General features: G+C 60.2%; 13 protein-coding genes. 6 read left to right on the top strand and 7 right to left on the bottom strand.

Annotation, left to right across the window (positions count from 1 at the left end; genetic code table 11):
- Positions 1-17 precede the first annotated feature (17 nt).
- Entirely contained in the window at positions 18-908 is an 891-nt protein-coding gene (locus AC061P_RS04155) for a hypothetical protein (protein ID WP_480391909.1), read from the top strand.
- On the opposite strand, the gene AC061P_RS04150 is transcribed toward AC061P_RS04155, so the two are convergent.
- Together AC061P_RS04150 and nudC are read right to left on the bottom strand one after the other, a co-directional pair.
- Positions 829-2520 (bottom strand): ATP-dependent helicase, encoded by a 1692-nt coding sequence (locus tag AC061P_RS04150; RefSeq protein WP_480391908.1) that lies wholly within the window; start codon positions 2518-2520, stop codon positions 829-831. The two genes, AC061P_RS04155 and AC061P_RS04150, sit on opposite strands and share 80 nt — an antisense overlap.
- On the bottom strand, positions 2517-3443 hold the full coding sequence (gene nudC / locus AC061P_RS04145) for an NAD(+) diphosphatase (protein WP_449648601.1): 927 nt from the start codon (positions 3441-3443) through the stop codon (positions 2517-2519). The genes AC061P_RS04150 and nudC overlap by 4 nt, the downstream gene beginning before the upstream one ends.
- Positions 3444-3510: 67 nt before the next feature.
- Here nudC and AC061P_RS04140 point away from each other — a divergent pair, with 67 nt between their 5' ends.
- Positions 3511-4512 (top strand): phosphotransferase, encoded by a 1002-nt coding sequence (locus AC061P_RS04140; protein WP_480391907.1) that lies wholly within the window; start codon positions 3511-3513, stop codon positions 4510-4512.
- 56 nt (positions 4513-4568) lie between these two features.
- Here AC061P_RS04140 and AC061P_RS04135 read toward each other — a convergent pair whose 3' ends face one another.
- Complete coding sequence (locus tag AC061P_RS04135) at positions 4569-6035, bottom strand: MFS transporter (protein WP_480392156.1); 1467 nt, start codon at positions 6033-6035, stop codon at positions 4569-4571.
- An 88-nt stretch (positions 6036-6123) separates the two neighbouring features.
- Here AC061P_RS04135 and AC061P_RS04130 point away from each other — a divergent pair, with 88 nt between their 5' ends.
- Positions 6124-6972: a LysR substrate-binding domain-containing protein gene (locus AC061P_RS04130; RefSeq protein WP_449648604.1), complete on the top strand. Its 849-nt coding sequence runs from the start codon at positions 6124-6126 to the stop codon at positions 6970-6972.
- A 52-nt stretch (positions 6973-7024) separates the two neighbouring features.
- Here AC061P_RS04130 and AC061P_RS04125 read toward each other — a convergent pair whose 3' ends face one another.
- Positions 7025-10276, bottom strand: a complete 3252-nt coding sequence (locus AC061P_RS04125; RefSeq protein ID WP_480391906.1) for a UvrD-helicase domain-containing protein — start codon at positions 10274-10276, stop codon at positions 7025-7027.
- On the bottom strand, positions 10273-13374 hold the full coding sequence (locus AC061P_RS04120; RefSeq protein ID WP_480391905.1) for an ATP-dependent helicase: 3102 nt from the start codon (positions 13372-13374) through the stop codon (positions 10273-10275). Before AC061P_RS04120 ends, AC061P_RS04125 begins: the two co-directional genes overlap by 4 nt.
- 73 nt (positions 13375-13447) lie before the next feature.
- On the opposite strand from AC061P_RS04120, the gene AC061P_RS04115 reads away from it, so the two are divergent.
- Together AC061P_RS04115 and AC061P_RS04110 are read left to right on the top strand one after the other, a co-directional pair.
- Positions 13448-13672 (top strand): DUF3107 domain-containing protein, encoded by a 225-nt coding sequence (locus AC061P_RS04115; RefSeq protein ID WP_449625159.1) that lies wholly within the window; start codon positions 13448-13450, stop codon positions 13670-13672.
- A 1-nt stretch (position 13673) separates the two neighbouring features.
- Positions 13674-13964, top strand: coding sequence for a hypothetical protein (locus tag AC061P_RS04110; RefSeq protein WP_449648607.1), 291 nt, complete (start codon positions 13674-13676; stop codon positions 13962-13964).
- Positions 13965-13972: 8 nt separating this feature from the next.
- On the opposite strand, the gene AC061P_RS04105 is transcribed toward AC061P_RS04110, so the two are convergent.
- Complete coding sequence (locus tag AC061P_RS04105) at positions 13973-14689, bottom strand: ferritin-like fold-containing protein (RefSeq protein ID WP_449648608.1); 717 nt, start codon at positions 14687-14689, stop codon at positions 13973-13975.
- Between the two features lie 175 nt (positions 14690-14864).
- On the opposite strand from AC061P_RS04105, the gene AC061P_RS04100 reads away from it, so the two are divergent.
- Positions 14865-16382 carry a DEAD/DEAH box helicase gene (locus AC061P_RS04100; RefSeq protein ID WP_480391904.1) on the top strand — a complete coding sequence of 506 codons (1518 nt, stop codon included), beginning with the start codon at positions 14865-14867 and terminating at the stop codon, positions 16380-16382.
- 70 nt (positions 16383-16452) lie between these two features.
- Here the strand turns inward: AC061P_RS04100 and AC061P_RS04095 are convergent, their stop codons facing one another.
- The gene (locus tag AC061P_RS04095; protein ID WP_449648785.1) at positions 16453-17787 is read right to left on the bottom strand and encodes an MFS transporter; all 1335 of its coding nucleotides are present in this window, start codon (positions 17785-17787) and stop codon (positions 16453-16455) included.
- Positions 17788-17915: the final 128 nt, after the last annotated feature.

The raw sequence follows: 17915 nt of genomic DNA, 5'->3' as shown, positions 1-17915 counted from the left end.
GTGTGCACAATGGGCACATGATCCTGCGAGTAGACCCCCGACTACCACTGGTGTGGCGCTCCCCCACGAGCGCCCAAATCGGCATTGACCCTCCCGCCGTCGTACTGGCCCATGTCACCGACGCGCAAGAAAAGATTCTCTCCGCTCTCGTGGCTGGCATCAGTCGTAGCGGTCTCGGCATGCTCTCCAAATCACATCCTGCTGATTGCGACGATCTGCTCGACGCCCTCTCTGGCGTGCTCGTCGCGACACCGCCTCAGTCACCAAGCGCCAACGTTGCTGTACTCGGTGTTGGTTCATTGGCCGAATCGATTGCCCGTGTTCTCGCCGCTAGCGGAGTGAACGTTCGTGTCGCTGAGCACGCGGATGAGTTGGTCGACCCCGATCCTGATCTCGCGATTATGGTTGGCCACTACGTAATCGCCCCCTCGGTGCATTCGCACTGGTTGCGACGGGATATACCTCACATCCCCGTGGTGATTTCAGACTCTGGCGCCGAGATCGGCCCAGTAGTTACTCCCGGAATCACCGGATGCCTCCTCTGCGTCGAGCTTCACCGTCGCGATGCTGATGCGGCTTGGCCCGCTATCGCCACTCAGCTGATGGGGCGGTCTTCCCACGCAGAAACGCCGGTGCTCATTGCGGAAGCTGCGGCAGAAGCGTGCCGGATGGCGCTTCATCGTTTGGGTCGCGTCGGCTACACCGTCTTTGATCAGACGCCGGCCGACGCGACATCATCGGTGCGCATCGATCACTCAACGGGGCGGCGTGATGAAAGCTTGCGGTTCCGTCACCCCGAGTGCGGATGCCAGCAAATTGGCGCCATGGCTAGGGTTGTGAACGATCGCGCACATCGTCCAGAAAGCGACTGGGGGCACGACGCCCAACCCGACCTGTTTGTGCGCTAGCTGACCATGACATCCCGAGTGATCGGCGTGCACGAGTAATTCCGACGTAGAGCAACCGTCGCTCTTCGTCGATCGCTTCGGGGGTGCGGGCATAGCTAATCGGTAGCAGGCCCTCGTTGAGCCCGACAATGTGCACGCAATCCCATTCCAAGCCTTTTGCCGAGTGCAGGGTGGCGAGGTTTACTGCGGAACGCAATGGTTCATTGTTGCTGCTCTGACGGTCAACAAGGTCGGCCACAAATTCGCGAAGAGTCATCTCTTCTGGTGCATCCTCGGCTAGCCGCATGATCACGTTGAGAGATTCCCACCGGTCTCGAACAGCACCAGCACTCTGAGGAGGTTCTTGCGACCATCCGATGGATCTCAAAACATCGCTGACTGACTTGAAGAGTGGCTCTGTTGCTGTCGTAATGGAGGCTCCGCGCAACAACATGATCGCTTCTTTGACCTCGCGCTGGTCAAAGAAGCGGGTTGCTCCGCGAACAAGGAATGGCACCCCAGCTGCAGCTAGCGCAGCCTCGATTGGTTGCGACTGAGCGTTGATGCGGTAGAGCACCGCAATCTCTTCAGGGCTGGTTCCGCCCGCAATCTGCCCCGCAATGGTCTCCGCAATGGCAGTCGCCTCAGCTTGATCATCGTCGTAGGCGGTAACTGCAGGGATCGCGGAGTGTTCTTTCGTCGCCGACTGCAGGGTTAGCGCCCCCGGCTGATTCGCCATCAGTTTGTTCGCCGTGTGCACGATCTCGGGAGTTGACCGGTAGTTGCATTCGAGTCGCAACACGATTGCGTTGTCATGCTGCGAGGCGAAACGCAGCAGGAAGTCAGGGCTTGCTCCCGCAAAGGAGTAAATAGTCTGGCTGACGTCGCCAACCACACAGAGATCATCACGGTCTCCCACCCACAATCGCAGCAGCTCATGCTGAAGTGGCGAAACGTCCTGATACTCATCAACGACAAAAAAGCGGTATTGCTCACGCACTTGCTGCGCGATACGGGGTTCCGCTTCGATCATTCCGGCCGCGGCAAGAAGTACATCTTCAAAGTCAATCTGGCGGCGGGCATCCTTAGTGGACTCATACGCTGCCTGCAACGCGACCATACGGTCAACGGTGAGCGCTGCCGGCATTGTTCGTTCAGCGTTTCCATACTGCTCGATCGACATGCGGGAGGTCTTGCGCCATTCAATCTCCGCCGCAACATCGCGAAGAGTGGCGGTGTCGAGCTTGATTTTTAGAGAGTCGGCGGCATGCGCGATCATCCGCGCCTTGCCCTCAAGCAGTCTCGGCATGGTTCCGCCGATAGTTTGCGGCCAAAACGCGTTGAGTTGAGAGAGTGCTGAGGCGTGAAATGTTCGAGCGGAAACGCCTTCCGCGCCCAGGCTGCGAAGGCGGCCCCGCAGTTCACCGGCGGCGCGGTTCGTGAAGGTGAGCGCCATAACTCGACCGGGAGGATAGACACCGGTGGCAACCCCATAAGCGATGCGGTGAGTGATCGCTCGAGTCTTTCCCGTTCCGGCGCCGGCGAGAAGACAGACCGGCCCTAGGAGGGCTTCGGCAGCCTGCCGCTGGCCCTCATCGAGCGCGTCGAGTAGTTCGTTTGCTTCTAGAGTCACGGTTGCTCGTCAATCGGCTGGCCGTACCAGTGCTCGATGATGGCGCGAGCAATAGACGAATGACCCGGCAGGCGGATCTGAGTTAACGACGCAGCGAGTTCGTCCCGGCTGAACCAACGCAGGTCGAGGATTTCGGTTCCGTCTGGGGTTCCTAGCCCAGTGAATCCTGGAGCGACTGAGGCTGTGAATCCGAGCATGAGTGATGCCGGGAATGGCCACGGCTGGCTGCCCAAATAGACCGGGTCGACTACCGGCACTCCCGATTCTTCAAGGATTTCGCGCTGAACGGCCGACTCCAGTGACTCTCCAGGCTCGACGAATCCGGCGAGGAGGGAGTAACGGTTCGACTCCCAGAGGGCGTTGGAACCCAATAGGAGCCTGTCGTTCTGATCCGTGACGCCGACGATGATGGCGGGGTCGGTTCGCGGAAAAACTTCGAGCTTTGACGCGACATCACGGCGCACCCATCCGGCCTTTTCTACGACAGTCGGCTCTCCGGTTCGCGGAGAAAAGAGGTGCGAAGAATGCCAGTTCAAAATCGCCAGAGCTTCGGTAAAGAGTCCGGCATCCCGGTCGCTCAATTGGGTAGCGATGGAACGTAAATTGCCCCAGTTTGCTTCGGCGAAATGCCCGGCGTCCTGAAGCTCGACGGTCACGATCGGGGTGCCAACGGGCTCAGGGCTCGTGGTCGACATCGACCGTCCCAAGTAGACGACAGTATGGCCGCGATCAATTGCATCCGGACGCAGCAGAGCAAGCGAACCATCAGCCGCGAGCAGCGCGGAACCGTCAAATATCGGCAAAACTCTCGTAGCCGGATCGCGCCACAAGCGGTCGAGAAGTCGAGGGTCTTCTCTCGCAAGGTGGTCACGATCAATTTCATATCGCGATAGTGGCAGGCGTGAAAGAAAAGCCTGTGACATGTATCGACCCCGTCCCAAGTGCGTGGCGTGCGGCAAATGCGCGTCTGAGCAACCTACCCTGAGTGTTATGGCCAGATCACATCTCACTCTAGCCGCGCTGGCGACCTCTGCTGTCGAAGGACTCGATGTTGCCGCAGCCGCACCGTTCGGCACCGGCAACGGAAACGACTTCGACTCCGCGCTCATTACCGGGCGCGACGGCAAGCACTGGATTATTCGAGTGCCCCGAAACACTTCAGCAGAAAATGTGCAGTCCGCCGACCTCGTAGCGCTACGCGCTCTCAGCGCCGGTGTTCGCACCAGACTGCCGTTCGCCGTCACCAGCTATGCCGGCCAAGTTCCGGTTGGCCAAACTCGCGGAATCGTCTACGAATTTGTTTATGGCAGCAAAGTGCCCATGCGTTCGTACACCACAGGGGCGGGCTCGCTTTCTGCCTCAATCGGCACCGCCATCGCAGCAATTCACAGCCTGCCGACAAGCTTTGTCGCGGATGCCGGACTCCCCGTGCAGACCGCCGGCGAAAGTCTGCGGTCGTGCATTTCGATTATCGACCGTGCCGCGGCCACAAAGCTCGTTCCCGCTGGACTACTCGAGCGCTGGCGCGAAGCCACTGAAGATTCCAAACTCTGGCAGTTTCAGCCAACGGTGGTCAACGGTTCCCTCGTCTCAGATTCCTTCTTGACCGCAGACAACGCGGTCACGGGTGTGCTGGGTTGGCAAGACATCAAAGTCGGCGACCCCGCGACAGACCTCCAGTGGCTCCTCGGCCCCCGCAATGACGCCATCATCGAATCAGCGTTTGGTGCCTACGCGGATGCCCGTGGTGCCGGTGATCGTCAACTCAAGCAGCGTGCCACCTTCTATGCGGAGCTTTCGGTAGCCAAGTGGCTCCTCCACGGGACTGAAGTGCGCAGCACCGAAATTGTCGACGACGCCGTTGAAATGCTCACTACATTGCTCGACGACATCCGAGACGATGTTATGAACCCGATTAGCGCCAACACAATGCCCACCATGGCCGTCGACGAGGTGGAAGCCATGCTGCGCAAGAACAACCACGCGGTCTAACGCTTTCGTTCCGCTTGCGCGGCGCCTGGTCGATGGCTGTCAGGGCAGGTGTTGGGCTACCTGTTTAACCGATCCTCTTGCTCCGAACGGCGCTTGGTCGCTGAGCGCGAAAGCGAGGAACGCAGTCGGCGCAACTTGTTGTGAGCAATGGGCACCTGTACGGCACCCGCATCGACGATGGTGATCGGCTCGGTAATGGCACGCGACTGATGCCGGGGCACTATCGCGACCCACCGGCCCTTTCGGCGCGGAGCCACTGTGACCGTAAGCTGACCCGATCGCGCCAGAACGATTGCGATCACTATCGCGACAACAGCGGGCACTCCCCCAGCAATGACGAACGCTACTTTGGCGCCCAAGAGCTCGGCGATGGTTCCCATGAGCGGACCGCCGACTGCTTGACCGCCAAGAATTACCATCACCCAGAAGGCCATAACGCGACCACGGATGACCAGGTTCGATGACAGCTGAACCATTGTTTCGGCAGCCGTCATGAGGAGCAGGCGGCTGAGACCAATGCCGATGAGCACACCGAGAAATAGCCCGTAGATCGGAACGATTCCCGCGAGCATCATCATTGCTCCGTAGAGCACCGCCCCGAAGATGATCGTTCTCAGCCGAAGGCTCGCCCGGCGGGCTGACGCGAGCGCCCCGAGCAAAGCTCCAATCGCGGCGAGCGAGTTGTAGAGGCCATAACCGCTGGCACCGGTGCCATAAACAGTGTTCGCCATCGCGGCGAGCAGCGTCGGCATTGGCATTCCGAACACGGCGACGACGAAAATCATCACCATGGTCCAGAACAGGGTGGGCTTTTTGCGAATGTACCGGATTGCTTCGCGAATTTGGCCCTTGGATTCTGGAGCGCGAGGCGCGATCAGCAGCTCGTTCTTACGCATCGATGCAAGGATCACCACGCCGATAACCACCGCGACCGCGTTAATGCCGATCGCCCAGCCGGATCCGGCCGCGACAATGAGCACCCCGCTGAGCGCCGGCCCCAAGAAGGCACCGGAGTGGAAGATTGAGGCGTTCAGGCTGATGGCGTTGCGCAAGTGGCGAGGACCAACAAGCTCATTCACGAAGACGGCACGCGCCGGGTTATCGAAAACTTGGATGATGCCCATGAACAACACCAACAAGTACACGAGCCAGAGCTGTGCCGCACCCATGATTGTGATGATGGCGAGAGAAAGACTAAGCAGCCCGATGATCGACTGCGCGACCATGAGTGTCGCCCGCTTATCGAAACGATCAGCGATGACGCCGGCGTACGCCCCAAGAACGATGGTCGGAGTGAACTGGATCGCGATCGTCAGACCAACGAGCGCAACGTTTCCCGTGAGCTCAAGAACGAGCCAATCAACAGCGATGCGTTGCACCCAGGCAGCCGTGTAGGCGATGAACTGGGCGATCACATAGAGGCGGTAGTTGTGCAGCCGAAGGGAACTGAAGGTGTCGCGCCAGAGTGGGCGTTGCATGACTGCCGAGATAGGCACAGTTGCCGGAGAGGTCTCAGATGTCATAGCCACGTATTCAACCGTATTGTCTCGGCACTCATTCCAGTGCATAATCGAGCCTATAAATTCAATTACGTTTCGTAATGGAGCAATGGTGTTTGATCCTGTACTGCTGAAATCGTTTGTCGCTGTCGCCGACACGCTCAGCTTCACCGACGCTGCCCGAACGTTGACTCTGAGCCAGCCGACGATCAGCCAGCACATCCGCAAACTCGAGGCTGCCGCTGGCCGTAATCTTGTCGTCCGCGATACTCGCGCGGTGTATCTCACTGACAACGGCGAAGCGATGCTTGGCTTTGCTCGCGCGATTTTGGCGGAACAGGATCAGGCTGTGAAGTACTTCACGGGATCGGCGATGCGCGGTCGTTTGCGCTTCGGTTCTGCCGACGACTTGGCGCTCAATGAGTTGCCGGGCATCCTGCGCAATTTTCGTCAGCTCTATCCACAGATCAATCTCGAACTCACCGTCAGCCAAAGTGGCGCTCTGGTCCGTCGCCTTCAGGCTGGCCAACTCGACCTGATTTTTGTGAAGCAAGGGACAGGCATTGAAGGCGGGCGACTAGTGCGCCGCGACCGAATGGTGTGGATGGGCCACAAGAGTACGACCCTTGAGGCTGGTGCACCAGTTCCACTGATTGTCTATCAGGCACCCAGTCTGGGGCGTGCCTATGCCATGCGCGCCCTCGAAGCTAACGGCCGCACCTGGCGTATTACGTGCAACGTGAAAGAGGTGAATGGAGCTCTCGCCGCCGTGCGGGCGGGAATCGGTATTGCCGTGTTTCCGCAGTCTCTCATTCCGGCGGATCTTGCTCAGTTGCCCGCCACTTTCGAGTTGCCAGAACTCGGCGACGTCGACTTCGTTTTGCTTGACAACCCGCTTGCCGCCCGTGAGCCCATCGATGCGCTCAGTACAGCGATTCTTAGCCGCCCAGCGCTGCTTTAGCCCGCTGCGGCTGCCTAACCTCGAGACAGGAATCCAGTCACTAGGCCGGCGTCTAGCCGCCGAAGCTCGGAGCCGCACCAACTGATCGTTCCCACGCCCCACGAAGTTCGCTTTCGCTCGAGATGTGTTCGGGGCGAACCACTGTGTCGTCAGCCACAAAGTAGAACGCTGCATCGATCTTGTCTGGCGCGATGCCTTTCCACTGCGCGTACGCCAGTCGGTAGAGCGCGAGTTGCAATTGCTTGGCTTCTAGATCGGCGGCATCCCGCGGGGCACGGCCCGTCTTCCAGTCGACAATCTCAAAGCGGTCGCCATCGGAGTACACGGCATCGATCTTGCAGATCACGACCCGGTCGTTGAAGGGAACGTGAATCTCAATCTCAACGTCGACGGGCTTGCGCGTTGCCCAGGCTGAACGTTCGAAAGTGGACTGCAACTCGGCAAGCTTTTTGGCATCCGCTGCACCGTCGATGTCGTCACCGTCGAGCTCGATGGGTAGAGCATCGAGCGTCTCTGCAGATGCCGAGGCACCGAAGCGAGCTTCGACCCACTCATGGAATTGGGTTCCCAATCGCGTGGCGCGGTACGGCTTTTCGGGCATGGGGCGCCGCAGCGAGAGCGCGACCGCTTCGGGGTCGGCGATGTAGTCCTTGAATCGAGAGGCGGGAATTCGTTGCGGCAGCGGTGTGCGCTTGGCTTCGCTAGCGGCTCTGTTGCGTTCGGCAACGAGAAGGTCAATCTCGTGCGACCACTGGCCGTCGCCGCCGGGATCTGCCGTTCGCACGAGGTGAGCGGCCACTTCTACGCTGGTGCGACGATTACCGAGTGGGTCGAAGGGCCAGAGCGGGTCGACGACATCGTTCAGCGTTGGATTTTCGTCGTTCACTGGGTCAGTCGGCAACTCGGCGATGAGTGCACGTTCTTGGAGTTCTTGCAGAAAAATGCTGGGCGCTTGCGGCTTGCTGCGGCTCGACCAGAATGACCCGGTCAGCAGCAGATTGTCGCGCGCTCGAGTGATCGCGACGTAGCCGAGTCGTCGCTCTTCTGCTTGATGACGGTCAGCGAGAGCTGCCTTGAAATCTTTGAGAGAGGCATCGAAGTCGGACTGGTAGTTTGCGGTTTCCCATTCCAATTCGGGAAGCTCAGCGGCATCGCCACGGAAGGCGAAGGGAAGCTTGCCGAAACCTACCCAGCCTTTTCCTTCCCGCGATGTCGCAGGGACTTCTCCGGCAGACAGCCGCGGCAGTGCGACCAGATCCCATTCCAACCCCTTGGAGGCGTGGATCGTGAGCAATTGCACGGTGCCGGCTTCGGCATCGTCGCTGCGCGGCCCCATCATGTCTTGCTGCGCAGCCCTCCTCAACCACGACAAGAAGCTGCCGAGGTTGGCTTGATCGTCACTGGCAAGAAAGCCAGCGAGCTCATCGTGAAACGCATAAAGGTTGGCCATGCCCTGGGCCTGGGGACGACTAGCGACGACCTCAATATCGAGGAGCAGTTCCTGCTCAAGAAGCCGCACAAGGTCACCGAGGTCAAGGCCAGCTCGCGAACGGAAGAACGCCAATTGCTTTGCTGCGGCTTTGAGCCGCGAAACACCTTCTTCGCTAAACGCCTCAAGCTGCGAATGCGTGGCGGGTGCTTCACCAACAAAGTCGAGAGCATCGACAATGGATGCCGAATCATCGACCGCGACGGAGTCCCGCATGTGTTGCTTCACTTCGTCGCTCAGCTCGTGTTGCGTGACGGAGCGGCTGAGCAACCACCGCGAGAGTCCGGCGAGTGCTTGCAGGTCGCGGGTGCCGATGGACCAGCGTGCGCCCGATAGCAGCCGGATGAGCTCTGACCCTGCTGTGGGGTCGTGGATTACGGTGAGCGCGCTGACGAGATCGACGATTTCTGGTGTTGACAGCAGTCCGCCTATTCCCAGCACGTGGTACGGAACTTCTTCGGCCCCGAGTGCTGCGGCGAAGCGATCCATGTCGCTGCGCCGTCGGAACAGGATGGCCGCCGTTGGCGGCGAAGGAGCAATCGCGTTGGGGTTGGGGTCGTAGCGGTTCCAAGTTTGCGGCGCGAGCGCTCGCGAAAACCATGTGGCGACTCCCCTGGCCTCTTCGTCGATGTGTTCAAAGTAGTGGGCGTCGATTGTGCCCTCGGGGGCGGCGGGACGTGCATCCAGTGATTCGACGCGCACTGGTGAACGAACACTGAGCGGTTCGACGATGACGTTGGCGGCGTCAAGCACACGAGTGGCGTTGCGCCAGCTTGTAGAGAGGGCAAAGTATTGAGCGTCACCGTTGTCGGTGAAGTCGCGACTGAAGCGGGCGAGGTTTGCAGCGCTCGCTCCGCGCCAGCCGTAGATCGACTGGTGGGGGTCGCCGACGGCCATGACCGAGTGGTTGCTGAATAGTCGCGCGAGCAGTCGCGTTTGCACGACGCTGGTGTCTTGATATTCGTCGAGCAGCACTACCCGGTAGCGGTCTTGGTAGCGCTCTACGACATCGGAGGAGCGCTCGCTCACTTCGAGAGCGAGAGCAACCTGGTCGCTGAATTCAATCAACCCCTGCTGTCGTTTCTGCTGGGCGTACTGCACGGCCAACGCGAGCAATGGCGCGAGCGATCCGACCTCGTTGACGGCTTCAACTACAGAGACATAGGGGGTCTTCTTGCGTGCGGTTTCGGCATAGGGCAGCTCGGAAAGTTCGGTAAACCGCTGCGCGTAAGCTGCGACGTCGTCGGCGTTTGCCACGTTGTCGCTGAGCGCGTGGCTCAGGCTCAGCACCGCCTCAGTGAGGGCATTGATGGACTTTTCGAGTCCGATGAGTCGTTCATCAGTGCTCGCGACGACGAGCTTGCGGGCCAGTTGCCATGAGGAGGGATCGTTGAGCAGGGTCGACTCTGGTTCCCGGCCGATCAGCAGTGCATTTTCGGTGAACAGCGCACTGGCGAAAGAGTTGTAGGTGGAGATTGTGGGCTGGTCGAACTCGATCGATGCGGTTTCTGGCGTGGCCGTGAATCGTTCGGGATGCCGATCTTGCACGTCGCGCAGGATCGCTATGCGTTCGCTGACCCGCTTGCTGAGCGAGCCGGCCGCTTTGCGGGTGAAGGTGAGTCCGAGGATCTGATCTGGCGTGGCGAGGTTGTTGGCAACCAGCCACACCACGCGGCTTGCCATGGTGTCGGTTTTTCCACTGCCAGCACCGGCAACAACAAGCGCGGGAGTCAGCGGAGCCTCAATGACAACCTGCTGTTGCGGTGTTGGCGCGTGGATTCCCATGAGCCCAGCAAGTTCTACGGAAGAGATCATCGGGCGCTCACCGCCGGCACGACGTGGATGCGGCAATTGCCGAAACTCCACGGGTCGGTGCAGTGGCTGCTCATTCGGGCCACGAACACATTGGAGGCCATTCCTCGTGCGTCGTCGATCACTCTCTGACGGAAGAGTTCGAGCTGTTCATCGGTCATCGGTGCCTGTTTCGGGTCGACATAGTCCCGGGTCTTAGCACTCGGCGACAGCACGACAAGTTTGGCACCACCATTGGCGAGACCCTCAGGCACTCCCTCGATCGCCCCGGACGCAAAGGCAAGCTGATACGCCGCAAGCTGAGGATGGTCGGCAACAGCGCTGTCGGTGGATGGTTCGTTCTTGCCAGTCTTGAGGTCAACGATCACTGCTGTTGTTCCCCCATACAGTTCGACACGGTCAATCTTTCCGCTGAGCAGAGCCTGCTGGAGCGGCAACTTAAACTGCATCTCGTTGCTGATGAGTTCTCCTCCATCGGCGGCGAAATCACGCAGATACGTCGCCAAGTGTTGAGTGAGTTTGCGGGCTCTCAGCTTCTCGGCTTCCGACTGCCACGATGCCTCAAAACTCATTTCGCCCCAGCGGTCTTCGACGGCACGAAAGAGAGCCTCGGCGGTGAAGTCAGTTGCCGTCTCGGCAACGCCATGGATGAGCGTTCCCAAGTTTGAGGCGACGCTCGACGTTGATCCCCCCAACTGATCGATCGCCCAGTGCAGCGGACAGCTTTCGAACGATTCCATGCGCGATGGCGAAACTCGCACTACGGCGTCAGGATCACTCAGATCAACGAGCGGCGCTGTAGTGCTTGGGTCGCGCAGTCCGTACCAGGAGCTGGGGTCGGCACCAGGAACGCCCTCCTGCGCGAGCCGCGCGAGAGAGGCTGCTGCCGGACCGGGGTTCGCCGAGCTCGTGAGTTCACGCCGAAGCACCCCGACTAGTCCGCGCAAGCTCAGCGGTGGTCGAGCGCGCAGGGGTTCATCCGGCGTTGGGATCAGCGTGAGGAAGGGTGATGGCATGTTGTCATCACCCGCGACTGCGGTAACAATTACTTCACTCGTGGCCCGCGAGACTGCTTGGGCGAACATCCGCAACTCGTCGTGTAAAACTTCACGGCGACGGTCGGCGACCGCCAGCTTTTCGCCAGCCAGCACTCGAGGCAGATCGTGTGCGCCGAGGAGTGAACCACGCACGCGCAGGTTGGGCCACACGTTCTCTTGCAGTCCGGCGATGACAACAACGTCGAACTCTTGGCCGATGACGGATGCCGGTGTTCCGACTGTGACGGAGTCCACGATGGAGCGAGCGGCAAGAGTGTCTTCTGACACGTCTGCCGAGAGCCACTCGTTGAGGAAAACGTTGGCGGGGGCATCCGGTCGACGTTCGACGAAACGTTTGGCGGAAGAGAACAGGGCGACGACAGCATCGAGGTGGCGATTGGCTTCTTCAGCGACAACGCCCGAGCCGAGTGCTTGAGCGAACCAGCGGTCGGCGAGGCCGCTGCGTTGCCATGCACCCCACAGCAACTCTTCGATCGTGTCGCCGGCGTCTCCCGCGGCAGCGGTCTCGCGGAGGTTCTTGGCCACGGCAGCGGCCTGCCGGGCTACCCGCGTCTCGATGCTGGTGAACCCTGCCGGTGCGGCTAGGGCGCTGGCGATGAGTTGATCGGCCGGCTCGTAGTTTTCGGCAGCCAGCGCTTCGTGGCGCAGGGCTGCTTTCAAGCGGCGCAATGACACGGCGTCGAATCCGCCGACTGAGCTGGAAAGCAACTCGACCGCCGTCGCAGCGTCGAGCGCTCGACGCCCCAACGCAAGTTCGAGGAGAACGATCAAACCATTCACGCTGAACTCATCCCGAACCGCACTGCGAGCACTTGACACACTCGTAACAACTTCGAGTGTGCGCAACTGGCGTGCGAGCGACGGAATCAGCGAGCCGGTGCGCACAATTACCGCCATGCGCGACCACGGCACTGATTCAAGAACGTGCTTCTCCCGAAGGCTTCGAGCGATGAATGCCACTTCTTCTGCCGGGGTCGCCAACTGATAACTATGGATGCTCGACGGCGCGGTCGCGACCGCCGGCGACTTGCGCTGCTCAAGAAGCCCAGAGACTCCGATGCGCTGCGTGAGCTCGGTCACGGTATGGCGGAGAGCTGCGCTGTGCCGGTGCACAGAGGAAAGAAAAAGCGTCTGGCAGTTATCGAGCTGAAGCCGCAACGCCCAGGCCGCGAGAACGGCAGGCTGAGCACCCCGGAACGATCCCGTTGTGAGATCAGGGTCGCCAAACCCGATAATCGTGATGCCGCGACTGGCGAGCGCCCGCAGCAAAGAAATGGTGGCTTCTGTGAGCTCGTGGGCGTCATCCACAATCACCAAACGCAGTCGGTCGATTGCGGCATAGTGGCCGTCAGCGACGAGTGCGGCAGCCTCGGCGAGCAATTCACTCGCATCGAAGTGTCGGTCGCGATAACTGGCCTTCACGGCGTCGTAAACAGAAATGAACGCGGATGCCGCCACCCACTCCGGGCGATCGGTGCGTTCGCCCAACTCTCTGAGCTCGTGGGGCGTGACGCCGAATTCGACACAGCGCATCATGAGATCTCGCAACTCGGTGCGGAACCCCCGAAGCTTGCGCACGTCTGGATCGAGGTGGGCTGGCCACGGCGCACCCGCATTGTCGGCAATTTCGCCGGCTAACAGGTCGGAGATGATTTGGTCTTGCTCGGCGCCGGTGAGCAGCGTGGGGGCGCCTTCGCCAGCAGCAGCAGCGGCCTCGCGAATCACTTCGAAGGCCAGCGAGTTTGCCGTGCGAGCCATAGGCCCAAGAGTGGGAGCGTCGATTCGGGCTGCGAGGCGATCTCGCAGTGCCGTAGCGCTCTGGCGCGTCGCCGACAGCACAACAATCTGCTCAGGAGACCACCCGCGATTGTGAACCCGTTCGGCCACAACCTCTACGAGCGTCTCGGTTTTACCCGAGCCTGGCGCTCCAACCACAATCGCGCTCACGCCTTCCGTGAGCTCGACGACGGCTCGCTGAGAAGCATCGAGCGTGTGCGGCTCGGGTGCCGCGACATCCGCGCGCCCAGGGGGCAATGTGACCATGAATCAACGTTATCTGGATGCGCTGACAGAGAACGGACATTCACCGACTCTGGTTGTGTCGTAATCTTGGCGTGTGGACATAAGCATCGGTATCAACAACAGCCCCCGTGAGATCAACTTTGAGTCGGCACAGTCGTCGAGCGAGGTTGAGTCGATCATTGCCGAGGCATTGAACTCGGACGCCAAGTATGTGAGCCTGCGCGACGCCAAAGGCAAGCTCTACATCGTTCCGACCGTGGCTGTCGCCTACGTCGAACTCGGCGAAGAAGAATCTCGCCGCGTCGGATTCGTGGCCTAGCGTGGAACTGCTCTTCGTCACCGTCATCGGTGCGTCGATCGCCGCAATTTTGCGGTACATGTTGCCATCACGCGGCCTGTACGGTTCCGCACTGCTGCCTGCTGTCGGTGCCGCCGTCACAGCAACCGTGTGGGTTGCTCTCGTGTGGATCGGGCTCACCTTTGATGGCACCTGGATCTGGGTTATTAGCCTCGTAGCCGGTGGCGGTGCAGCTCTCGCTACCGCACTGCTGCTTCCTCGGTACCGTGAAGCGGCGGATGCTCGCGCGTTCGACGACTTGGCCCGTGGCTAGATCATTCGCTAGGCAGTAAGGCCGAGCGCATCCATTCTGCGGGTGTGAGCGGCGATGAGTTCGGTGAAGACCGGCTCAACCTGTGCCTCGGTCGATCGCGTGTGATCGGGGAATACAAGAGCTGACCGCGCGGCGAGCATCATGTCGCCGACGAGCCGCCGACCCCACATTGCTAGGCGAGAGTCGAGTCTCGGGTTGGCGTCGATCGCTGCCTGGAGGTATTCCGCAAGCACTTTCTCGCCAGACTCTCCCGAGAAGATAGCGACGAGGCGTGTGTGCGACTCTGTGGGAAGGCCCGCAGCGAGTCGCGCATAGAAATCATCGAAGAATCCGGCACTCAAGTAGGCCGTAATCATTGCCTCGTACCAGTCGGCACCGCGGGCAACCCGCTCGAACTGGTCGAATGCTTCGGTGAACGGATCCATCACTTCTGCCGGCGATCCGCCAGCTTTAACAATTTCGGCGACGAGAGCGCGGTGCTTGCCCAGAGACAGTTCTGCTGCTTTGCCGATGGCTGTTTTGGCTGCAGTTGTTGGGGCGTTGGTGATGACCCTGGACAGATTTTCAAAGATCATGAGTTGCACGTAAGCCGCACGCCCCAAGAACCCGAGGATGTCGGGAGCGAACTCCGCTAGCGCTATTTTTTCGGTCGGCAAATCGTGGGAACGTGACCGAAGGCGAGGCACTTCGATGCGTCCTGACGTGCGTGAAAACCACTTAACCACGCAGCTAGCTTAGAGCGTGTTTGTGCTAGGTGCCGCTGCAACGACTCGCCTCGCCGCCTCGCTTCACGGCTTCAGCCCAGTCCGACCCGCTAAACTTCGGGCATCCCCCCGAATCTGGAGGGGGTCCGGCGCCCCAGGTCAAAAAGGGCGCATCGCACCTAGACGGGCTTCATACGTGACTTTCTCAGAACTCAATATCGATCAGGACATGGTCGATGCTCTTGCCACCAAGGGCATCATCGAACCTTTCCCCATCCAAACTCAAACCATCCCCATGGGTCTTGCTGGCCAAGACATCATTGGGCAAGCAAAGACCGGTACCGGCAAGACGCTCGGCTTCGGCCTCCCCGTATTGCAGTCGCTTGGCCTCGATCCTGAGCCAGGCGTAAAAGCGCTCATCGTCGTTCCGACTCGTGAACTGTGTGTTCAGGTTGCCGAAGACCTCGTTCTTGCCGCATCGAACCGGTCAACCAAGATTGCCGCGATCTACGGCGGCAAGGCCTACGAGGGTCAGGTCGAACAGATCAAGGCCGGCGCGCAGGTCATCGTCGGCACGCCCGGTCGTTTGCTCGACCTCGCCAGCCAGCGCATGCTGTCGCTGAAAGACATCAAGGTGATGGTCTTGGATGAGGCAGACAAGATGCTCGACCTCGGCTTCCTCGCCGACATCGAGAAGCTGTTCGCGCAGACGCCTCCTACTCGTCACACGATGCTGTTCTCCGCAACGATGCCAGGCCCGATCGTGGCTCTCGCTCGTCGCTTCATGAACAAGCCCATTCATATCCGCGCCACCGACCCCGATGAGGGCCTGACGCAGAAGAACATCAAGCACGTCGTTTACCGCGCGCACAACCTCGACAAAGACGAGGTCATTGCGCGTATCCTGCAGTCTGAGGGTCGCGGTAAGACGGTTGTTTTCACGCGCACCAAGCGTGCCGCTGCGAAGCTTGTCGAAGAGCTGAACGACCGCGGCTTCAACGCTGCTGCCGTGCACGGTGACCTCAACCAGGAGCAGCGTGAGCGCGCCATGGCTGCGTTCAAGGCTGGCAAGAAAGACATTCTTATCGCGACGGATGTTGCGGCTCGCGGAATTGACGTCAATGACGTTACCCACGTGATCAACCACACCATCCCCGACGACCACGACACCTACCTGCACCGCGCTGGCCGTACCGGTCGCGCAGGCAAGACCGGTGTTGCTGTCACGTTCGTGGACTGGGCAGACATGCTCAAGTGGACCCACATCAACAAGGCGCTCGAGATGGGCATCCCTGAGCCGACCGAGACCTACTCCTCGAGCCCGCACCTTTTCAGCGACCTCGACATCCCTGAGGGAACCAAGGGCCGCCTACCCGGATCCCACGCACCGGTAGTGCGCGCGGCTGCGACTGGTGGCTCGGGGTCAAACGCTGGTGGCCGTTCCGGCTCCGGTTCGGGCAATGGTCGAGGCCGCGACTCGCAGCGCTCAGGCGACGCCTCGTCGCGACCGCCCCGCAGCCGTTCACGAGCTGCCGGATCTGACTCGTCTTCCCACAGCGATAGTGGTTCTGTTTCTAGCGCGCGTACGTCCGACGAGAATGTTCGCCCTGAGGGTGGCGGCACCCACGATGGTGGAGCACCGGCGCGCCGCAAGCGCACTCGTCGTCGCCGTGGCGGACACGAAGGCGCACCTATCGCGCCTCCCACCGCTTAGGTCGCTCAAGACTCACGGTTAATCAGAAAGCCCCACCTCGCGTGGGGCTTTCTGCGTTGGTGTCACCCGCTCAGTTGTGCTCCAGCGGTTCGGTAGCAGGCACCGATTGCGTTGTTCCGGCGTATTGCTTCGAGAGGAATCGATACGACTTTGTGGAGAAGGCGACGACCGCGACTACCACCATGAGCGATCCCGCGATGAGGAAGACGAGAGCGATTCCGCGTGCGGCTCCGTCGCCGAGTAGCCACCTGAAGGCATCCTGTCCGTTCTGAGAATCCATGTACGGGATGATGAGAAATTGGGCGATGGGTGCGATCGCGAATGCTGTAATCGGCGCCGCAGCTGCTTCGAAGGCTTGGGCGAATCCAAATACTCTGCCCTGCGTGCGGTACGGCACGATCTTCTGAATGACGGTCTGCTCTGCTGCTTCAACCGCAGGAACCAGAGTCATGTAAAGGAGGATGCCGCCAGCATAAAGCCACCACCAGTCGCGGATCGTGAACATGGCCCCGAGAATCCCCATGAGGCCAACGAGAAACAGCATGGTTCGGATGGGGTTGCGCCCCAGCCCGAACTTGGCGACGAGCAGTCCGCCGATGATGAATCCACTCGACGATACGCCGAGCACAATTCCCCACAGCTCCACAGGAAATAGTTCAAGTCCGTAGGGGTCCATGAGCGCAATGTAGACGCCGCCGATGAGGTTGTTGAATGTCGAGAAAATGATGAGCGCAAAGAGCCCGGTAGCGGCGCGAACGGCGGTGATACTCCCCCGCAGGTCGACGAGTGGTGAGCGCCCGCCTTCCTCGGGTTCCGGCTTGTCTTCCGGAATGCGCAACACCGTGAGATGGATGAGGGCGGCAGCCGACAGCGCGATGGCAATAACCAAAGTCCAGCCCATCCCGAGTATTCCAATCGAGAGCCCGCTGAACACGCTCGTCACCAAAAAGGAGAGGCCCTGAACCGTGCCAACCATGCCATTGGCGTTGGCGTGGCGCTCGCGAGGAACCAACAGGGTCACAGTTGTCGAGAGTGCGATATTACGCATGTTTTCGATGACAGCACCGAAGAGGATAATGCCGGCAAAGATCCAATACATGGGCCCGCCGAGGTTGAGCAGAACAGACTCGGGAAAGATCGCGTAGAGAGTTCCCGCGATGCCGAACGCCACGAGCGTGACCATACCGGCGAAGAGCATGACGGTGTGCTTGCGGTGTCGATCAACAATGGTGCCGAAGACCATCGAAAATGCCGCAACCAGAAGCATGTAGGCGCCGCCAATAATGCCCGTTGCGAGCACCGACCTCGTCTCAAGATAGACCCAGAAAGTCAGCGCGAACCACAAGTAACTCGTGGTGATATTTGCTACTGCAGTATTGACGAGAATCTGCAGAAATGTTGTCATCCCACCGGGCACCGGTCCTTGAGCGGGGGTCGTGTCGGATGAGGTTTCGTTGAACTCAACCATTTGCTGATTTTACACATCTCGCCGCATTGTGCAGCGGCAAACGGGGCACTGGTTTTATCGGAATA

The sequence above is a fragment of the Rhodoglobus sp. G.S.4 genome, assembly GCF_056619605.1.
The sequence above is the reverse complement of the archived record's forward strand: the minus strand, read 5'-3'. Positions and strand labels throughout refer to the sequence as shown.